General features: G+C 67.3%; 18 protein-coding genes. 9 read left to right on the top strand and 9 right to left on the bottom strand.

All coding sequences use genetic code 11. The features are described from left to right. Window positions 1–127: 127 nt before the first annotated feature. Window positions 128–607: a winged helix-turn-helix transcriptional regulator gene (locus ACVOLJ_RS09165; protein WP_475279391.1), complete on the top strand. Its 480-nt coding sequence runs from the start codon at window positions 128–130 to the stop codon at window positions 605–607. Between the two features lie 81 nt (window positions 608–688). On the opposite strand, the gene ACVOLJ_RS09160 is transcribed toward ACVOLJ_RS09165, so the two are convergent. Beyond that, window positions 689–880: a lana protein gene (locus ACVOLJ_RS09160; RefSeq protein ID WP_481563997.1), complete on the bottom strand. Its 192-nt coding sequence runs from the start codon at window positions 878–880 to the stop codon at window positions 689–691. A gap of 135 nt (window positions 881–1,015) precedes the next feature. Next, entirely contained in the window at window positions 1,016–1,390 is a 375-nt protein-coding gene (locus ACVOLJ_RS09155) for a classical arabinogalactan protein 4 (RefSeq protein ID WP_475279393.1), read from the bottom strand. A gap of 136 nt (window positions 1,391–1,526) precedes the next feature. Between ACVOLJ_RS09155 and msrB the strand changes: the two genes are divergently transcribed. The 5 genes from msrB to ACVOLJ_RS09130 all read left to right on the top strand — a co-directional run bounded on the left by msrB (window position 1,527) and on the right by ACVOLJ_RS09130 (window position 4,809). Next, window positions 1,527–1,994, top strand: coding sequence for a peptide-methionine (R)-S-oxide reductase MsrB (gene msrB, locus ACVOLJ_RS09150; protein ID WP_481563996.1), 468 nt, complete (start codon window positions 1,527–1,529; stop codon window positions 1,992–1,994). A 101-nt stretch (window positions 1,995–2,095) separates the two neighbouring features. Further along, on the top strand, window positions 2,096–2,950 hold the full coding sequence (motA, locus tag ACVOLJ_RS09145; protein ID WP_475279395.1) for a flagellar motor stator protein MotA: 855 nt from the start codon (window positions 2,096–2,098) through the stop codon (window positions 2,948–2,950). A 3-nt stretch (window positions 2,951–2,953) separates the two neighbouring features. Then, entirely contained in the window at window positions 2,954–3,922 is a 969-nt protein-coding gene (motB, locus tag ACVOLJ_RS09140; RefSeq protein ID WP_475279396.1) for a flagellar motor protein MotB, read from the top strand. A gap of 85 nt (window positions 3,923–4,007) precedes the next feature. Next, complete coding sequence (locus ACVOLJ_RS09135; protein WP_475279397.1) at window positions 4,008–4,520, top strand: hypothetical protein; 513 nt, start codon at window positions 4,008–4,010, stop codon at window positions 4,518–4,520. A 13-nt stretch (window positions 4,521–4,533) separates the two neighbouring features. Beyond that, window positions 4,534–4,809 carry a DUF4031 domain-containing protein gene (locus ACVOLJ_RS09130; RefSeq protein WP_439448132.1) on the top strand — a complete coding sequence of 92 codons (276 nt, stop codon included), beginning with the start codon at window positions 4,534–4,536 and terminating at the stop codon, window positions 4,807–4,809. Window positions 4,810–4,896: 87 nt separating this feature from the next. On the opposite strand, the gene ACVOLJ_RS09125 is transcribed toward ACVOLJ_RS09130, so the two are convergent. Continuing rightward, the gene (locus tag ACVOLJ_RS09125) at window positions 4,897–5,439 is read right to left on the bottom strand and encodes a DUF6630 family protein (protein WP_475279398.1); all 543 of its coding nucleotides are present in this window, start codon (window positions 5,437–5,439) and stop codon (window positions 4,897–4,899) included. 90 nt (window positions 5,440–5,529) lie between these two features. Here ACVOLJ_RS09125 and ACVOLJ_RS09120 point away from each other — a divergent pair, with 90 nt between their 5' ends. Next, complete coding sequence (locus ACVOLJ_RS09120; RefSeq protein ID WP_180868872.1) at window positions 5,530–5,778, top strand: DUF3297 family protein; 249 nt, start codon at window positions 5,530–5,532, stop codon at window positions 5,776–5,778. Window positions 5,779–5,881: 103 nt separating this feature from the next. On the opposite strand, the gene ACVOLJ_RS09115 is transcribed toward ACVOLJ_RS09120, so the two are convergent. The 3 genes from ACVOLJ_RS09115 to ACVOLJ_RS09105 all read right to left on the bottom strand — a co-directional run bounded on the left by ACVOLJ_RS09115 (window position 5,882) and on the right by ACVOLJ_RS09105 (window position 8,970). Beyond that, a complete protein-coding gene (locus ACVOLJ_RS09115) occupies window positions 5,882–7,525 on the bottom strand; it encodes a Na+/H+ antiporter (RefSeq protein WP_475279399.1) in 1,644 nt (547 codons plus the stop codon). 181 nt (window positions 7,526–7,706) lie between these two features. Next, window positions 7,707–8,516, bottom strand: coding sequence for a dioxygenase family protein (locus ACVOLJ_RS09110; protein ID WP_481563995.1), 810 nt, complete (start codon window positions 8,514–8,516; stop codon window positions 7,707–7,709). A gap of 43 nt (window positions 8,517–8,559) precedes the next feature. Continuing rightward, window positions 8,560–8,970, bottom strand: a complete 411-nt coding sequence (locus tag ACVOLJ_RS09105) for a DoxX family protein (RefSeq protein ID WP_481563994.1) — start codon at window positions 8,968–8,970, stop codon at window positions 8,560–8,562. Window positions 8,971–9,065: 95 nt separating this feature from the next. Between ACVOLJ_RS09105 and ACVOLJ_RS09100 the strand changes: the two genes are divergently transcribed. After that, complete coding sequence (locus ACVOLJ_RS09100) at window positions 9,066–9,947, top strand: LysR family transcriptional regulator (protein WP_481563993.1); 882 nt, start codon at window positions 9,066–9,068, stop codon at window positions 9,945–9,947. Window positions 9,948–10,038: 91 nt separating this feature from the next. On the opposite strand, the gene ACVOLJ_RS09095 is transcribed toward ACVOLJ_RS09100, so the two are convergent. Then, on the bottom strand, window positions 10,039–13,101 hold the full coding sequence (locus tag ACVOLJ_RS09095) for a bifunctional diguanylate cyclase/phosphodiesterase (protein WP_481563992.1): 3,063 nt from the start codon (window positions 13,099–13,101) through the stop codon (window positions 10,039–10,041). Between the two features lie 175 nt (window positions 13,102–13,276). Here ACVOLJ_RS09095 and ACVOLJ_RS09090 point away from each other — a divergent pair, with 175 nt between their 5' ends. Beyond that, window positions 13,277–15,388, top strand: coding sequence for a M13 family metallopeptidase (locus ACVOLJ_RS09090; RefSeq protein ID WP_481563991.1), 2,112 nt, complete (start codon window positions 13,277–13,279; stop codon window positions 15,386–15,388). Between the two features lie 133 nt (window positions 15,389–15,521). Here ACVOLJ_RS09090 and ACVOLJ_RS09085 read toward each other — a convergent pair whose 3' ends face one another. Next, entirely contained in the window at window positions 15,522–16,694 is a 1,173-nt protein-coding gene (locus ACVOLJ_RS09085; RefSeq protein ID WP_481563990.1) for an MFS transporter, read from the bottom strand. Next, a complete protein-coding gene (locus ACVOLJ_RS09080) occupies window positions 16,691–17,905 on the bottom strand; it encodes an MFS transporter (RefSeq protein WP_481563989.1) in 1,215 nt (404 codons plus the stop codon). Before ACVOLJ_RS09080 ends, ACVOLJ_RS09085 begins: the two co-directional genes overlap by 4 nt. Between the last annotated feature and the right edge of the window lie 102 nt (window positions 17,906–18,007).

Genomic DNA, 18,007 nt, shown 5'->3' with positions numbered 1-18,007 from the left:
TCCCTGCATTTGAGTGCGCAGGGGCCATAATCGGGGAAGTATATTCTTCCGTTCCTAGACGATTTGCCTGATTTCAGGAACAAAGGCAGGATGTTTCCCTGTGATTCATTGACCGAGGTTGACGGCCATGGCCACCCGCTCCCGCGAACTGGACAAGATCGACCGCAAGATCCTGCGCATCCTGCAGGGCGAGGGCCGTATTTCCTTCACCGAACTGGGCGAACGGGTGGGCCTGTCCACCACCCCCTGCACCGAACGCGTGCGCCGGCTGGAACGCGAAGGCGTGATCACCGGCTATCACGCGCACCTGGATCCGGCGGCGTTGAAAGCCAGCCTGCTGGTGTTCGTGGAAATCAGCCTGGCCTACAAGTCCGGCGACATCTTCGAAGAGTTCCGGCGCTCGGCGCTGAAGTTGCCCAACGTACTGGAATGCCACCTGGTGTCGGGCGACTTCGACTACCTGCTGAAGGCGCGCATCAGCGAAATGGCGTCCTACCGCAAGCTGCTGGGCAGCACCCTGCTGACGCTGCCGCACGTGCGCGAGTCCAAGAGTTACATCGTGATGGAAGAGGTCAAGGAAACCTGGTCGCTGCCGATTCCTGATTGAACCGGATGTGTTGAACCGGATGCGCGAACGGCATCGGGGCCAGAGCCCGCGCAGCGGGTCCTGACCCCGGCCCTGCAAGCGTCAACGCTGCTGCGGGTGCTTCATCGAGCCCTGCTGGCGCTGGTCCTGCTGCTTGCCGCCCTTCTGCGGCTGCTGCGGATCCATCTGTTGCTGCTGTTGCTGTTGCTGTTGCTGTTGCTGCTGCGGGTTGCGGCCCTGGGGTTCCTTGCCGGGATGCTCCTTGCCGGGATGACGGTTCTGCTGGTTTTTCATGATCGCGATCCAGTGGTCGAAGGACACGCATCGGCAAGCGCCGGTGCAGGGCCACGGTGGTCCCGGCAGGGTTAATCGCAGGCGAAAAAACAGTGATCGGCGGCGCAGTGTTTTCCAGCGTTCAGGCCAGGCCGGTCATGGCTTGATCTGCTGGCCGCTGCCCTGCGGCACGCTGTCGTAATAGCGACCGGTGCGGGAGTCGAAGACGCGGTTGGGGCCGACCGGCTTCACCCCGGGAATGATGCGGCCATTGCGGTCATAGACCTTGTCCGGCAGCGCTGGACTGGGCGCGGGCATCACCTGCGCCGGGCCGGTGGCGCGGATCGGCTGCGCGGGCTGCGGCGAGGGCAGCGGCTGGGGCTGCGGGCGCGCCGGTTGCGGCGGCGGGACCACCGGGGCCGGCGCCACCACCGTGCTGCTGCGGGTGGTGGTCGGATTGCCGGTCGGCACCTGGGCCTGCGCGGACAGGGGCAGCAGGGCCGACAGCAGCAGGACAAGGCAGGGTTTCATGGCAGGCTCCGGGGTGGTTCACCGCCAGCCTGCGCCTGCCGCCGTGTGCCAGCCATGAACGGCCATCACACTTGCAAGCGCGTCGCCGCACCCCCACCTCTGCCGCATCCCAAGGCCACACCCACGGAGAGCCGGCATGACCGCTTTCGATCTGACGCCCCCCACTGCCGCCCAGGCCGATGCGCTGGTCGCCGGCCTCAGCGCCGAAGAGCGTCGCGTACTGCTGCAGCACGGCACCGAAGCACCGTTCTGCGGCGTGTTCCTGGACAACAAGCGCGAGGGTGTCTACTGCTGCCGCCTGTGCGCGCTGCCGCTGTTCCGGTCCAGCACCAAGTTCGATTCGGGCACTGGCTGGCCCAGCTTCTTCGCCCCGTTCGACCCGGCGCACGTGCGCGAGATCCGCGACAGCAGCCATGGCATGGTGCGCACCGAGATCACCTGCGCCCGCTGCGGCAGCCACCTGGGACACGTGTTCCCGGACGGCCCGCCGCCCACCCACGAGCGCCATTGCCTGAACTCGGTCTCACTTTCATTCACCGCCAATGGCGAGCCGTGGCCCGATCCGCTGCAGCGTGGCGGCGCCGAGGCCGGCGTAGCGGCCTGAAGCGCACCGGATCAGGCCGCTGACCGACTTCACAGAATTCCCTCTTCAGAAATACCGGTGTCGGGCCGACAAGGAGATATCCCCCCTCCTTGCGTCGCGCCATGCTCATCATCGTTGGATTCCTGGTCGTCATCATCAGCGTGCTGGGCGGCTACCTCGGCGCACACGGTCGCCTGGGCGCGCTGTGGCAGCCCTACGAACTGGTCATCATTGGTGGCGCGGCCGTCGGTGCGTTCCTGGTCGGCACCCCGGCCAAGACGGTCAAGCAGACCCTGCAGGCGATGGTCGGCGTGTTCAAGGGCCCGCGCTACAAGCAGCAGGACTACATCGATGTCCTCAGCCTGGTGTACGAACTGCTCAACAAGGCCCGCCGTGAGGGCTTCATGGCGCTGGAAGACCATGTCGAGCGTCCGGCTGAAAGCGCGCTGTTCGGCAACTACCCGAAGGTGCAGGCCGACCATCACCTGATCGACTTCATCACCGACTGCCTGCGCCTGATGATCGGCAGCAACATCGAGCCGCACGAGCTGGAGCCGCTGCTGGAACTGGAGCTTGAAAAGCACCACGCCGAAGCGATGGCGCCCTCGCAGGTGATGAACAAGGTGGCCGATGGCCTGCCCGGCTTCGGCATCGTGGCCGCGGTGCTGGGCATCGTCATCACCATGGGCTCGATCGGTGGCGACATCGTGGAAGTGGGTGGCCATGTGGCCGGCGCGCTGGTCGGCACCTTCCTGGGCATCCTGCTGGGCTATGGCTTCGTCGGCCCGATGGCCTCGGCGATGGAAGCCCGTGCCGAACAGGACAGCCGCATCTACGAATCGGTGAAAACCGCCCTGCTGGCCTGCCTGCGTGGCTACAACCCGAAAATCGCGCTGGAATTCGCCCGCAAGACGCTGCCGTCGAACGTGCGCCCGGCGTTCTCCGATTTCGAGCAGCACCTGAAGACGGTCAAGTAAGCCATGGCCGAGACCAAGCCCACCGTCATCGTCCGCCGGGTCAAGAAGGCCGGCCACGCCGCCCATCACGGCGGTTCGTGGAAGGTGGCCTATGCCGACTTCGTGACCGCGATGATGGCCTTCTTCCTGGTGCTGTGGCTGATGGCCAGCACCAGCAAGCCCGAGCGCGCGGCCATTTCCGAGTACTTCCGCAACCCCAGCCCGCTGGTCGGTTCCAGCGCCACCCCGGCGCCGGGCATGGCCGGGCCCGGTGGCGCCAGCACCTCGATGATCAAGCTGGGCGGCGCCACCGATGTCTCGCGCGGCAACAGCAACGATCCCTTCCAGAACCAGCAGAAGGCGATCCCGCAGCCGGTGGACGAGCAGCAGCGCGACAAGCAGCAGCTGGAAGCGCTGATGAAGGAACTGCAGGAAGCGATCAGCCGCAGCCAGGCGCTGGAACCGTTCAAGGACCAGCTGCTGCTGGACCTGACCCCGGAAGGCCTGCGCATCCAGATCGTGGACAAGCAGAACCGGCCGATGTTCGACCTCGGCAGCGCCACGCTGAAGCCGTACACGCAGCAGATCCTGCATGAGCTGGCCGAGTACCTGAACCACGTGCCGAACCGGATCAGCCTGACCGGCCACACCGACATCACCGCCTATTCGGCCGCACGTGGCTATGGCAACTGGGAACTGAGTGCCGACCGTGCCAACGCCGCGCGGCGTGCATTGATCGATGGCGGCATGGACGACAGCAAGATCACCCGCGTGGTCGGCCTGTCCTCGTCGGTGCTGTTTGACAAGACCGACCCGCAGAACCCGATCAACCGCCGCATCAGCATCGTGGTGATGACCAAGGCCGCTGAAGAAGCCGCACTGGCCGGCGCCGGACCGCAGGTGGGCCTGTCGGCCACCACCGTGGACCCGGATGTGCAGGCGGCGCAGGGCCAGCCACCTGCGGACGCCACCGCGCCCGCCGTGGCGCGCTGATCCATTCCGCCGGGCATGGCCCGGCGGGCGCATTGCGCGGCACCCGGTACAATGGCGGTCTTTCCGTTTCCAGGTGATTCCACCCATGTCCCAGTCGTCCAAGGCCAAGCGCGACAAGCGCAAGAAGCATCAGGCCAAGCGCCCCTTCCTCCGTCTGAACGCCCGCGAGCAGGTGCAGAACCACGCCGTGCTGCTCAGCGAAGACGGCCAGGCCGTAGCGGCCATCGGCCTGCAGGGCCGTGAGTGGCTGCTGGCCATCGGCGGCCAGACCATGGGCAACGCCGACAACCCGGTGCCGATGCTGGCCATGCTCAAGCACCTGTCGAACATGCAGGAAGCCGAAGGCCGCACGGTCACCCTGGAATACTCCGAGCTGATGCAGAAGCTGCTGGACACCCTGGCTGCTGAAGCAGGCCAGACTGCCGAGGAGTACCTGGACAAGCTGGTGGCCGAGTTCGCCAGCGAGCAGGCCGAAGACGCAGCCGCAGAAGGCGAAGCGGCTGCCGATGAGGCTGCTGACGAGACCACCGGCGCCGAAGGCGCTGCCGACGCCGAGGCCACCCCGGCCACCGACGCCGACGGCAAGCCGCAGGCCTGATCCGGCCGCGGCGGTGTCGGTCTACGTCGATGACGCGGTGCATCCCTGGCGCGGTCAGCGCTGGGCGCACCTGATGGCCGATACCCTGGCCGAGCTGCACGCCATGGCGGCGCAGCTCGGCATTCCACCGCGGGCCTTCCAGAACAAGGCCAGCGGTGCACATTACGATGTCACTGCAGACCTGCGTGCGCAGGCAATCGCGCTGGGCGCCCGTGCGATTTCCCGGCACACCGACCGCGCGCTGGTCAAAGCGGTGATCGCCAACGCCAGAGCGCAATACCGGCCGTAGATGGGTGTGGGTAGCGCCGGGCCATGCCCGACGAGCGCGCAGCGCGGCAGGAAGCCGCCGGGCATGGCCCGGCGCTGCCGATCAATCTCAGAACGGGTCGCTGCCCAGCCGCACTTCCACGTTCAGCAGTGAACACAGTGCCAGCAGCGCGTCGTCATCGCGGGTCAGTGCCATCCAGCCACTGAAGCCGTCGTTGCCGGCATCCACGCTCCACAGGGTGTAGTTGTGCTCGCGCAGGCGGTCGAAGGCGGTGCTCATCAGCTGCACGCCATCCAGGTCCACTGCGAAATCCTCATCGTCCAGGTCACCACCCCAGTCCGGCTGCAGGTTGAAGCGCGCCGACAGTTCGTTGACGGCCGACTGCAGCGAATCCAGATCGTCGCGCTCAACTTCGAAACCGGACTGCCAGGCAATGGCGGTGAACAGCGCCGGCAGCCAATCGCTGTCGGCTTCCAGCGGCTGACCCTCCTCGGCCAGGCGCTCGCGCCAGCGGTTGAACTGCTGCAGGGCCAGTTCTTCATCGCCCGGGTTGATCAGCACCAGCAGGTTCCAGACCCGCGCCTCGAAGTCGTCCTCGTCGAAATCGTGGGCATCTTCCTCGAAGTCGAAATAGTCGCTGTTGTCGGGCATGGCAGAACGTCCTCGGGGGCAGGCGGGCATTCTACGGTTTATCCTGTCGCCCTGAAGTCGGCCGCGGTGGCCGTCACTGTGAATGAAGCGATGAGCGATACTCCTCCCGACCACCTAGCGATCAACCCGGCCAGCCCCTTCCACGATGCGCAGGCCCTGGAACGCGGCGTTGGCGTGCGTTTCAACGATGTCGAGCGCGACAACGTCGAGGAATACTCGGTCAGCGAAGGCTGGATCCGCGTGCAGGCCGGCAAGGCCCGCGATCGTCGCGGCAACCCGATGACCATCAAGGTCAAGGGCAAGGTCGAGGCGTACTTCCTGGAAGCCAAGCCGGAATAACCGGTCCTTGTGGAGTCGAGCCATGCTCGACTGCAGTTCGTTCCCGGCTTGTGACGCCGGGAGCAACAGCCGCCGGGCATGGCCCGGCGCTACCGCGGCAGGGTCATTCGCGCTTGCGCGATTCCAGCAGATCCAGGTTGCGGATCAGACGCCGTGCGATCTCATCGGACACCACCCCGCGACGGGTCAGCCGGAACAGCTCCTCACGTTCTGCAGTGAGGCCAGCATTGCGCAGCTGGCGGTAGCCCATCTCCATCCGGTTCACCTTTTCCGGGTCCACATCGGGATTGTCGCGGTCCAGGTGACGCTGGTACAGCAGGCTTACCCGCGATGCCGCGTCGTTGTACAGCTGCACGTTCTCGGTGTTCTGGTTCAGCACCAGCTGCTGGCGCATGCGCTCCACCCCGGCCAGGGCCGCCTTCGAGGACAGTTTGCGGGCCAGGTCCTCTTCCTTGCGTTCGCCCGAATCGGCCGGTAACTGCAGGCCCTTCAGCAGCTGCGGCAAGGCCACGCTGGCGCCGACCAGCGAGAACAGGATCACCGCAGCGGCCAGGAAGATCACCAGATCGCGTGCCGGGAACGGGCTGCCATCGGGCAGGAACAGCGGCAGCGTCAACACACCGGCCAGGGTGATCGCACCGCGCACGCCGGCCACCGAAGTGGCCACCACGATGCGCCAGTTCGGTGCCTCGCCGTGCTCCAGCCCGCGCCTGCGCGCACGCAGCAGGTTCCAGCGCAGCGACAGCCACACCCACAGCAGGCGCAGCGCGATCAGCGTTGCGTTGATCACCAGCACGTAGACCAGCAACCACCATGCGCTCTGGTGGCCGCTCTCGTTCATGGTGGTGGTGGCGCGTTCGACAATGCCCGGCAACTGTTCGCCCAGCAACACGAACATGATGCCGTTGAAGCTGAACTGCAGCATGTTCCAGACCCCGGCGCGCTGCACCCGCATGCTGCCGGAGACGCGGCCGGTCATTTCCACGTAGCTCATCGAGATGCCGGCTGCGACCGCTGCCAGGATGCCGGACGCGTTGATTTCTTCGGCGAGCAGGTAGGCCGCGAACGGAATCAACAGGTTGACCAGCATCGCCGCGCCCGGCTCTTCGCCGAAGCGGCGCCACAGCCAGCGCTGGAACGTGGACACGCCCAGGGTGACCGCCACGCCGACCGCCAGGCCGGCCACGGCCACCCACAGGAAGGTCAGCGAGGCAGTGGCGAGCGAGAAGGTGCCGGTCATCACCGCTGCCACGGCGAAGCGGAAGCAGACCAGGCCCGACGCATCGTTGAGCAGCGACTCCCCTTCCAGGATGTGCATCAGGCGCTTGGGAATCGGCGCTTTGGCCGCAATCGCGCCCACTGCTACCGGGTCGGTCGGCGACACGATCGCCGCCAGTGCGAAGCACACCGCCAGCGGCATCACCGGAATCATCCAGTGGATCAGCAGGCCGGCGCCGATGACGGTGAACACCACCAGCCCGAACGCCAGTTCAAGGATCGCGCCCTTGTCGCGGAACAGGCCCTGCTTGGGGATGCGCCAGCCATCGAGGAACAGCAGCGGCGGCAGGAACAACAGGAAGAACACTTCCGGTTCCAGCGCGTGCCCGCGGTTGAACACCCCGGCGATCACCGCGCCAAGGCCGATCTGCACCAGCGGCAGTGGCAACGAGAAGGGCAGGACGCGAACCAGGTAGCCGCTGGCGACAACGGCCACCAGCATCGCCAGGACGACTTCGATGGTGTGCATGCTTATTCCAGGAACAGCGCAGGGGGCCGGAAAACCGGGGTACGCCGGGGGACTGGAAAAAACTTAACACAGCAGGCCGCTGCTGCGGCCTGCGATCTGAATACGCGTCAGCGCTGCGACAGCAAACGCTGCGCGACCTGCGCCACGATGTCCTGCGGCCTGTCCTGCGACAGCAGGGGGTTCATGCGGGGTGCTGCGCGTGCGGGCCGCCATCGAAGCGGTAGATGTCCATTGCCAGGAACCCGGCATCGATTCCCGCATCGATGCGCTGCGCACCCAGGTCATCGCCACCGGCTGCACCCATTGCGAAGTACAACGGCAGCAGATGCTCGTCGGTGGGGTGTGCGCGTTCGGCAAACGGCGCCTGGCGGCGATAGTCGAACAGCGTCTGGCGATCATTGGCCAGCAGGCGCTGCTCCATCCATTCGATGAAGGGCCGCACATACGGCGCTTCCTTGCCCTGCTGGTAATCGCCCCAGTCGTGTAGGTTGTGGGTGATGCTGCCCGAGCCGACCAGCAGCACGCCCTGATCGCGCAGCGGCGCCAGCGCACGCCCCAGTGCGTACTGGTGCTGGGGGCCGAGCATCGGCTGGATCGACAGCGGTACCACCGGGATATCGGCCTGCGGATGCAGCAGCCGCAGCGGCACCCACGCACCGTGGTCCAGACCGCGCTGTGGATCCACCGCTGCCGGCAGGCCAGCTGCAGCGAGGCGGGCGGCCACCTCTTCGGCCAGCGCCGGGTCGCCCGGTGCCGGGTACTGGATCTCGAACAGTTCGCGCGGGAAGCCGCCGAAATCGTGGATGGTCGGCGGCTGGCGATGACCACCGACCAGCGGCTGCCGGGCCAGCCAATGCGCCGAGGCGATGACGATCGCACGCGGTGCCGGCAGCGCGCGGGCCAGCTCGGCCAGGCGCACGCCCACCTGGCCGGGATGCAACGCGGTCATCGGCGAACCGTGGGAGATGTACAGCGAAGGCAGGCGGGACATGGTTTTCTCCAGTGGCAGAGACAACATCAATCACAGACGGCAATCAGCGCGAACGCAGGGTCCAGCGGCCATCGCCCAGCAGGAACAGCACCACCAGCGCCAGCGCCCAGAACGCCGGATATTCCCAGCCACCGCCGGCATTGGCGAAGCTGAAACCGTTGGCGCCGTGCACGGTGACGATGGTGCCCAGCAGCAGCGGCACACCCACCAATCCTGCCCAGCGCGCATAGATGCCCAGCAGCAGCGCGACGGATATCGTCAGTTCCACGGCGATGGTCAGATAACCCAGCACGCCAGGCAGGCCCAGCGACTGGAAATACACGGCGGTGCCCGCCGGCGTGAACACCAGCAGTTTGGTCAGTGCATGCACCAGGAACAGCGCACCCAACGCCAGCCGCAGCAGGGTGGCGGCGTAGGGCGCGAGGGGGGAAACGGGAGCGGTGGTGGCGTTCATGGGACAGCTCGGGAAGGGACGATGCACAGGTTATTGCACCTTCACGGGCGGATAAATACGATCATTCGACCGTATTTATTTCAAAAGGCGCAACAATGGACACTATTGAGGCCATGCGAGTGTTCGTTGCTGTGGTCGAGCGCAACGGCTTCAGCGCCGCCGCGCAGGCGTTGGACCTGTCCACTGCCGGGGTCACCCGACAGGTCGCGGCGCTGGAAAAGCGCCTGTCCACCCGCCTGCTCCACCGCACCACCCGCCGCGTCAGCCCGACCAGTACCGGGGCCGCCTATTACGCGCAGTGCGTGCGCCTGCTGGCCGAATTCGATGCGCTGGAGGCCAGCATTGGCGCGCAGGCGTTGGAACCGTCCGGCACGCTGCGGATCAACGCGCCGGTCAGCTGGGGCATCGCCCGCCTCGGCCCGCTGCTGGCCGGTTACCGGGCGCGCTACCCGCAGGTGGAGCTGGACCTGGCGCTGTCCGACCGCCTGGTGGACATGGTGGAAGAGGGCTACGACGTCGCCATCCGCATCACCCGCGAACCCAGCCCGGCGCTGATCGCGCGCCGCCTGGGTCAATCGCGGATCACCCTGTGTGCCGCCCCTGCCTACCTGGCCGCACGCGGTACGCCGCAGCTGCCGCAGGACCTGCAGGGCCACGATTGCCTGGGCTACAGCTACTGGGCATCGGGCAATCAGTGGCCACTGCAGGGGCCGGCCGGCGAAGTGAAGGTTGCAGTGAACAGCCTGCTGCAGGCCAACAACGGCGACGTGCTGCGCGAGGCCGCCATCGCCGGTCTCGGCATCATCCTGCAACCGGATTTCCTGCTGCAGGACGCACTCGACGATGGCCGCCTGGTGCCGGTGCTTCCCGAGTGGGAAGCCGCGCCGATCGGCATCTTCGCTGTCTACACCAGCCGCAGCCACCTGGCGCCGAAGGTGCGCAGCTTCATCGACCACCTGGTGGAGGTTGGGGTGTAGCCGAGTCTGGCGCTTGCCGGCCAGCGTCCGGCACTACCGTCATGTTGCGGTCTGGTAGTGCCGGCCGCTGGCCGGTAAATACGAAACCCGCTCAGGCAGCGACTTCATCCAGCGCATCGATGATCTGTTGCAGCGGCGCCGGTCGCCCCAGCAGGTACCCCTGCACCTGGTCGCAGCCATGCGCGGCCAGCCAGTCCAGCTGCCCGGGTGTTTCCACACCTTCGGCGATGATCGTCAGCCCCATGCTGTGGCCCAGCGACAGCAACGCACGGCAGATCGAGGCATTGCGTGGATTGGTTTCCACGTCGGCCACAAAGCTGCGGTCGATCTTGAGGATGTCCAGCGGCAGATGCTGCAGGTAGGACATGCTCGAGTAGCCGGTACCGAAATCATCCAGCGACACGCTGATGCCCTGCTCATGCAGGCGCTGCATGGTCTGCAGTGCCTGTGCCGGCTTGCGCATCAGGCTGCTCTCGGTCAGCTCCACATGCAGCGCGCCGCGAGCCAGGCCGAAATCCTGCTGTGCGCGGGTGAACTCGGCCACCAGATCGCTGTTGAAGAACTGCACCGCCGACACGTTCACCGCGATCGACAGCTCGCCCCAGCCTGCGTCCACCAGTTGCCGCTGTGCCTGCGCCGCTGCGCGGATCACCCAGCGCCCCAGCGCCAGGATCAACCCGGTGTCCTCGCACAACTGGATGAACTCGCTGGGCGGAATGAAGCTGCCGTCGGCCTGTGGCCAGCGCAGCAGCGCTTCCAGCGACGCCGGGCTGCCGTCGCTGGCATGCCGGATCGGCTGGAAATACAGCTGAAATTCGTTGTCGATTGCCGCGTGGATGCGCCCGGCCAGGCGCAGGCGGTCGGCCAGGCGGGTGGTCACGGCCGCATCGAACCAGGCCACCACGTTGCCTTCGGCACGCGCTGCGTGCGCGGCCTGCGCCGCCATGCCGATCACCTGCTCGGCGCTGTGCCCTGCCCCGGCAACGCATACCGCAACGCCGATGCGGGGTTCGAACTGATGCAGCGAATCCTGCCCGCGCATCGGTGCCGACACGATCTGCAGCAGGTCGTCCAGCACGCGCTGGGCGTTGTGCTCCGGCGCGATGGCCAGCACGAAATCTTCCGACGGCTGGAACGCCAGCAGGCCGAAGCGCGCGCCCAGCCCGCCCAGGCGCGAGGCCATCGACTGCAGTACCGCATCGCCGATCTCGCGGCCCAGCGTATCGGCCACCAGCTGCAGGCCGCGCAGTTGCACGTAGGCGATGGTGTAGCCGTTGGCCTGTTCGTCCAGCTGCTCACTCAACGCGCGCACATTGAGCAGGCCGGTGGCCGGGTTGTGGCGCGCGTGATAGGCCAGGTCGCGTTCGTAGGCCAACCGCTCGCTGACATCCTCGGCCAGCACCAGGCAGGCCGGCTGGCCGTCGAAATCCAGCTGCGACAGGTGCACGCGCACTTCGAATACGCTGCCGTCCTTGCGCTGGTGCAGGCGCACCGCTGCATCCTGCAGCTCGCCACTGCGAACCTGCGCGATCGCACCCTTGACCTCCTCCCAGCCCTCGCGCGGGCGGATGTCGAGGATGCTCATCGCCAGGAATTCGTCGCGGCTGTAGCCATACTGCTGCACCGCCGCGTCGTTGACTTCGATGAAGCGCAGGGTGTCCGGGTCGAATACCCAGAAGGGGGCGGGATTGCGGTCGAACAGCAGGCGGAAACGGCGCTCGACCTGCAGCATCTGCTCGCGTGCCCGGTAGCGCTCGCTGAGGTCGGTCAGCGCGCCGATCATCCGGCGCTCACGGTCGGCCACCGCCACCCGCTGGCCACGTGCAGCGACCCAGCGCACCGCACCGCCGGGCAGCACCAGACGGAATTCTTCATCGAGCACCGCGTTGCCGGCAAAGGCCTGGTCGAACGCCTGCTGCATGCGTGCACTGTCATCGTGGTGGACGCGGGCGAAGAACTCGGCCACCGGCAGTGCGTCGGTCTGCACGCCGAAGATCTCGCGGGCCAGCGGCGACCAGCGCAGCAGGGCCGCGTCTTCATCGACATACCAGGTGCAGACGCGCCCGACCTGATGGGCCAGGCGCAGCTCGGCATGGCCGGTGCGCAGTTCCTCGGCCATCGACTGCTGGCGGTGCGTGCTGCGGCGCACCGCATACAGCAGCACCAGCAGCACCGCGGCATACGCCAGCATGATGGCAATGGCCGCCTGCAGATAGGGCCACCACGGTGCCAGCACGTCTTCGTCGGCCAGGCCCACCTGCACCGCCAACGGGCTGTGTTCGAGCGTGCTGATGGTGGAGATGCGCGGCACCTGGTCGACCGCTCCGGGGATGCTGCCGAGCTCGACCACCGCCTGCCGGCCCAGCAGCGTGCGCGCCGGCAGTGTGTAGCGGCGGCCGACGGTGCCATCGGGATTGGGAACGCGGGCCAGCATGTAGCCGTCGGCATCGCTGATGGAGGCCAGGCCGTTGGGGCCGACGTCCAGGCCGCCGACGATCCGCTGCAGCTCACCGCAGCGCAGCCGCGCCAGCAGCCAGCGGTCACCGGCCATCGGCAGCGCCAGCGGTATCACCCAGCCGCCGTCGTTGGCGCGCTGCGGTGGCCCGATGTACAGCGCACTGCCCTGCCCGCGCCGTTGCGGGTCGGTCCACAACGGCAACTGCAGGTCGCCCTTGCCCGCCGTCAGCGCGCGGCCATAGGTGTCGAGCACGACGATGCTGTGCAGTTCGGCGTGTCGCCGCAGAACGCCGGCGATGGCTGCATCCAGCAGCGCCGGCGCCTGCGCAGGCACCGAGCGGAACAGTTCGCCTGCATCGGCAGCGATGCCGCCCATCGCCCGTTCCAGGTTGCGCAGTTCAAGTGCCAGCAGGCGCTCGCTGCCCACCGCCAACGCGCGGCTCTGCCGCTGCGCCGCTTCCAGCCGGCGCTGGTAGTCGTTGGCCAGCATCACCGCCAGGCCCACCGCCAACAGCACGCCCAGCGCGACGCCGCCCCAGGTAATGGCACGCAACGGCCGCGCCAGCGCATGTCTCAGCGCCGGCATCGGTCGGTCTTCCCTGTGCAGTCGGCTGGCTTCATGCGCGAACGATTCCTCCACGTCCCCGACCTCAACGGCCGGCGGACGCCATTCTTGACGCCTCGACCCGTCCTGCATGCTCCCTCCCCCGGGCGCCGCAGGCTTCCAGAGCGCAGCATGCACCACGGCGATGACCGCGTGAAGATCGCCGGAGCGTGTTCAGCCAGATCGCGCACAGTGCTGGCCCGGCCTGGATGCGTGCGGTCGGCCCGCAGCGGATTAGACTTGGCGTTTTCCGCCGCAAGAGAAGTCCATGTCCAAGCTGCGCCGCCCCACTCTGGCACTGGCCATCATCGCCAGCCTGTCCCTGGCCGCCTGCGACCGTCCGGCCGAACCGGCCGCCAGCGCCGCCGCACCGGCCGCTGCGGCCCCCGCCGCCGCCAAGCCGATGCTGGGCAGTTTCGGTTTCGACGCCAGTGGCATGGACCGCAGCCTCACCGCCGGTGACGACTTCTTCGGTTTCGCCAACGGCAGCTGGGTCAAGAACACCGAGATCCCGGCCGATCGCTCGCGCTTTGGCAGCTTCAACGTGATCGCCGAGAAGACCCAGGCCGATACCCGCGCCATCCTTGAAGGGGCTGCCGGCAATGCCCAGGCCAGCGGCGAAGACAAGCTGATCGGCGACTACTACGCCGCCTACATGGATGAGGCCGGCATCGAACAGCGCGGCCTGGCGCCGGTGCAGCCGCAGTTGAAGTCGATCGATGCGATCGCCGACAAGGCCGGCCTGGCCCGCGCCCTTGGCGGCGATCTGCGCGCCGACGTCGACCTGCTCAACGCGACCAATTTCTACACCGACCGCCTGTTCGGCCTGTGGGTGTCGGTGGACCTGCTGCAGCCCGACCGCACCGCGCCGTACCTGGTGCAGGGTGGCCTGGGCATGCCCGACCGCGATTTCTACCTGGGCGATGGCCGCATGGCCGACCTGCGCAAGCAGTACCAGGCCTACATCGCGCAGGTGCTGCAGCTGGCCGGCGTGGCCGATCCTGCCGGCAAGGCCAAGCGCATCCTCGCACTGGAAACCCGGATCGCGCAGGCGCACGCCACCCAGGAAGAAACCAATGACGTGACCAAGGGCGCCAACCCCTGGACCCAGGCCGATTTCAACGCCAAGGCGCCGGGCATGGATTGGGCCGCCTTCCTCGACGCGGCCAAGCTTGGCCAGCAGCAGGACTTCATCGTCTGGCAGCCCAAGGCCGTGGCCGGCCTGTCCAAGCTGGTGGCCACCGAGCCGCTGGATGCCTGGAAGGACTACATGACCTTCCATGCGCTGGACCGCGCCGCCGCCTACCTGCCGAAGAAATTCGCCGATGCACGCTTCGCCTTCCATGGCACCGCGCTGAGTGGCACCCCGCAGCAGAGCGACCGCTGGAAGCGTGCGGTGGACGATGCCAACCATGCCGTCGGCGAAGCCATCGGCAAGCGCTACGTCGAAAAGCACTTCGATGCGAAGACCAAGGAACGTGCCGACGAGATGGCAAAGAACATCATCGCCGCCTTCTCCAAGCGCATCGATGCACTGGCCTGGATGTCACCGCAGACCAAGGCCAGCGCCAAGGCCAAGGTGGCCGGCCTGACCGTGGGCATGGGCTATCCGGAAAAGTGGCGCGACTACAGCGGCCTGGATATCCGCCGCGATGATCCGCTGGGCAATGCGCAGCGCGCCGAACTGTTCGAGTACCAGCGCAACATCGCCAAACTCGGCAAGCCGGTGGACCACAGCGAGTGGGCGATGCTGCCGCAGACCATCAACGCGATGAACGTGCCGCTGGAAAACCGCCTGGTGTTCCCGGCCGCGATCCTGCAGCCGCCGTTCTTCGATGGCGCAGCCGACGATGCGGTGAACTACGGTGCAATCGGTGCGGTGATCGGCCACGAGATCAGCCACGGCTTCGACAATGCCGGCGCGCTGTTCGACGAGACCGGCAAGCTGCACAACTGGTGGACGGCCGAAGACCTCAAGCAGTTCAACGCCGCCGGCGATGCACTGGCCGCGCAATTCAGCAGCTACGAGCCGTTCCCCGGCGTACACGTGAACGGCAAGCTGACCCTGGGCGAGAACATCGCCGATGTCGCCGGTCTGGGTACTGCCTATGACGCCTACCAGCTGTCGCTGCAGGGCAAGCCGGGCCAGACCCTGGAAGGCTTCACGCCGGACCAGCGCTTCTTCCTCGGCTTCGCCCAGGCATGGCGCAGCAAGAGCCGCGAGCAGGCACTGCGCAATTCGCTGCTGACCGACGTGCATGCACCGGGCCAGTTCCGTGCATTGACCGTGCGCAACATCGACGCCTGGTATCCGGCGTTCGAAGTGAAGGAAGGCCAGAAGCTGTACCTGGCCCCGGACAAGCGGGTCAAGGTGTGGTGATGTGATTGGAACGGGCGCCGCGAGGCGCCCGTTCTGCATTTGCCTCGGTAATTGCCGACCGTGGTCGACACCTGCAACGGTAGCTGCCGACCTTGGTCGGCATCCCCAGAGTCCATCCACGCATGGCGTGGATCTAGCGGCGTGGCCGCCTGGCCAGCAGCAGCACCGCGGCAGTGGCGAAGGCTGCCGCCACCCACAGATTCGCGCGCAGACCCAGGCCATCCAGCAGCCGGCCGCCGCCCCATGCCCCCAGCGCGATACCGATGTTGAATACCGCCACGTACAGTGCGGTAGCGATCTCCACCGCCTGCGGTGCGGCCTTCATCATCCAGGTCATCAGCCCCACCGATACGCCGCCATACGCCAGGCCCCACAGCAACAACACCGCAACGCCGCCCGACGGCGTGCCGCCCACCAGCAGGAACAGCAGCGGCGTCAGCAACAGGCCCAACGCAATCGCCAGCAGCACGCCACGCGGTTGCCGTGCGGCCAAGGGCCCTGCGATGAAGTTGCTGGCGATACCGGCAACGCCATAGGCGAACAGCAGCACACCGATCCACTGCGCTTCCACGCCCGATACCGCAGTCAGCAACGGCCGCACGTAGGTAAAGGCAACGAAGTGCCCGGCCACCAGCAACAGGGTCAGCAGCAGGCCGCGCTGCAGGCCGCGATGGCCGAGCTGCTGCGCGAACTCTGGCAGCCGCACCGAGCTTGCCACCGGCAACGCCGGCATCACCAGCAGGTGCAGCAGCAGCACGGCGGCACTGAACACCGCCATGGCCGCGAAGGCGGCACGCCAGCCCAGCGCTTCACCGATCAGCGCCCCCAGCGGTACGCCCAGCACCGAGGCCGCAGCCACACCGCCGAAGATGATCGCGGTTGCCAGCCCGACGCGCTCGGCCGGCACCAACCGGCCTGCCAGGCCACCGGCGATCGCCCAGATGCCCCCCATGCAGAACCCTACCAGCACCCGCGCCGCCAGCAGCCAGCCGATGCCCGGTGCCAGCGCCGAGGCGATGTTGGCCAGCAGCAGCAGGGCCAGCAGCGCACACAGGATGCGCCGGCGATCGATGCCACCGGCCACCATCACCACCAGCGGAGCGAACAGCGCCGCCAACAGCGCCGGCAACGAAATCATCAGGCCCGTGGTGCCGGTGGAAGCCCCCAGACTGTCGGCGATCAGGTTCAGCAGACCGACCGGCAGCATTTCGGTGGTAACCACCGAGAACGTCGCCAGGCCGGCGGCAGCCACTGCCCACCAGGGATGGCGGACCGCAGGCATGGCAACCGCGCGCGGGACACTCATCGTGCTGCCCCTTCAACCGCTGCGGCGCCGCACGGGGCATGCAGCCGCCGTTGCACGATGCAGGCCACTGCCAGCGCGGCGATGCCGGCGCACACGGCGACGGCAAACCCCGCACGCACGCCGCGGCCATCGACCACCTGCCCCGACAACGCGGCGCCGAGGGCGACACCGATGTTGAGCCCAGCCAACAGCCAGGTCATGCCTTCGGTCAACCGTGCTCCGGGCACGCGCTGCTCGACCAGCGACATCGCCACGATCATCGTCGGCGCGAAGAACGCCCCGGCCAGCAGCAGCACCGCTGCCAGTGCCGGCAGGCTGGCGACCCACAACAATGGCAGCGTGGTCAGCGCGGTGGCCAGCGCGCCCAGCAGCAGCAGGCGATGCGGCGGCGCCTGGCGCTTCAGTGCACCGAACAGCAGGCCGGCCACGCAGCTGCCCACCGCATAGACCGACAGCACCAGACTGGCCGCCAACGGCTGCCCACGCTGCTCGGCGAAGGCCACGCTGGTGATGTCGACGGTGCCGACAATCACGCCCATCGCGAGCATCAACAGCGCCAGCAGGCGGATCTCCGGCTGCCGCAGCAATGAACCGGACGTGGTTGCGCCATCGATGCGCTGCGGCCGCGGCGCGGTATTCCGCTGCAGCACCAGCGCCGCCATGCCGGCCACCAGCATCAGGGCAGCGGCGAGCACGCCGGCCGGTGGCCAGATCGCCACCGACAGGCCCACCGACAAGGGCGGCCCGGCGATGAAGGTGATCTCATCGAACACCGTTTCCAGCGAGTAGGCGGTCTGCAGTTGCGGACGGCCGCGATGGATCGCGGTCCAGCGCGCCCGCACCATTGCCGAGGCACTGGGCATGCAGCCGGCAAGCATCGCCGTGGCGAACAATGTCCAGAGCGGTGCCTGCAGCACCGTGCAGGCCAACAACAGCAGCAGGCCGCCTGCACTGAGTGCCGTGGCCCACGGCAGCACCCGTCCCTGGCCGTGGCGATCCACCCAGCGCGAGACCTGCGGCGACAGCAACGCGTAGGTCAGCACGAAGGTGGCCGACACTGCACCGGCCAGCGCATAGCTGCCGCGCAGCTGCGACAGCAGGGTGATGATGCCGATTCCAGTCATCGGCAGCGGCAGCCGCGCCAGCAGTCCGGCCAGGGCAAGGCCGGTGGTGCCGGGAACGGCGAACAGCTCGCGGTAGGGGGTGAACATCGCAATCTCCAGGGCAGCGACTTGCCTGGCGCGCAGCGCGCCACGACAATACATACAGGGCGTATGAATAAGAGGCTACATTCATACGTCGCGTATGTAAAC

Source organism: Stenotrophomonas sp. STEN046, assembly GCF_056759755.1.
This window is presented reverse-complemented; position numbering and strand designations above follow the sequence as displayed.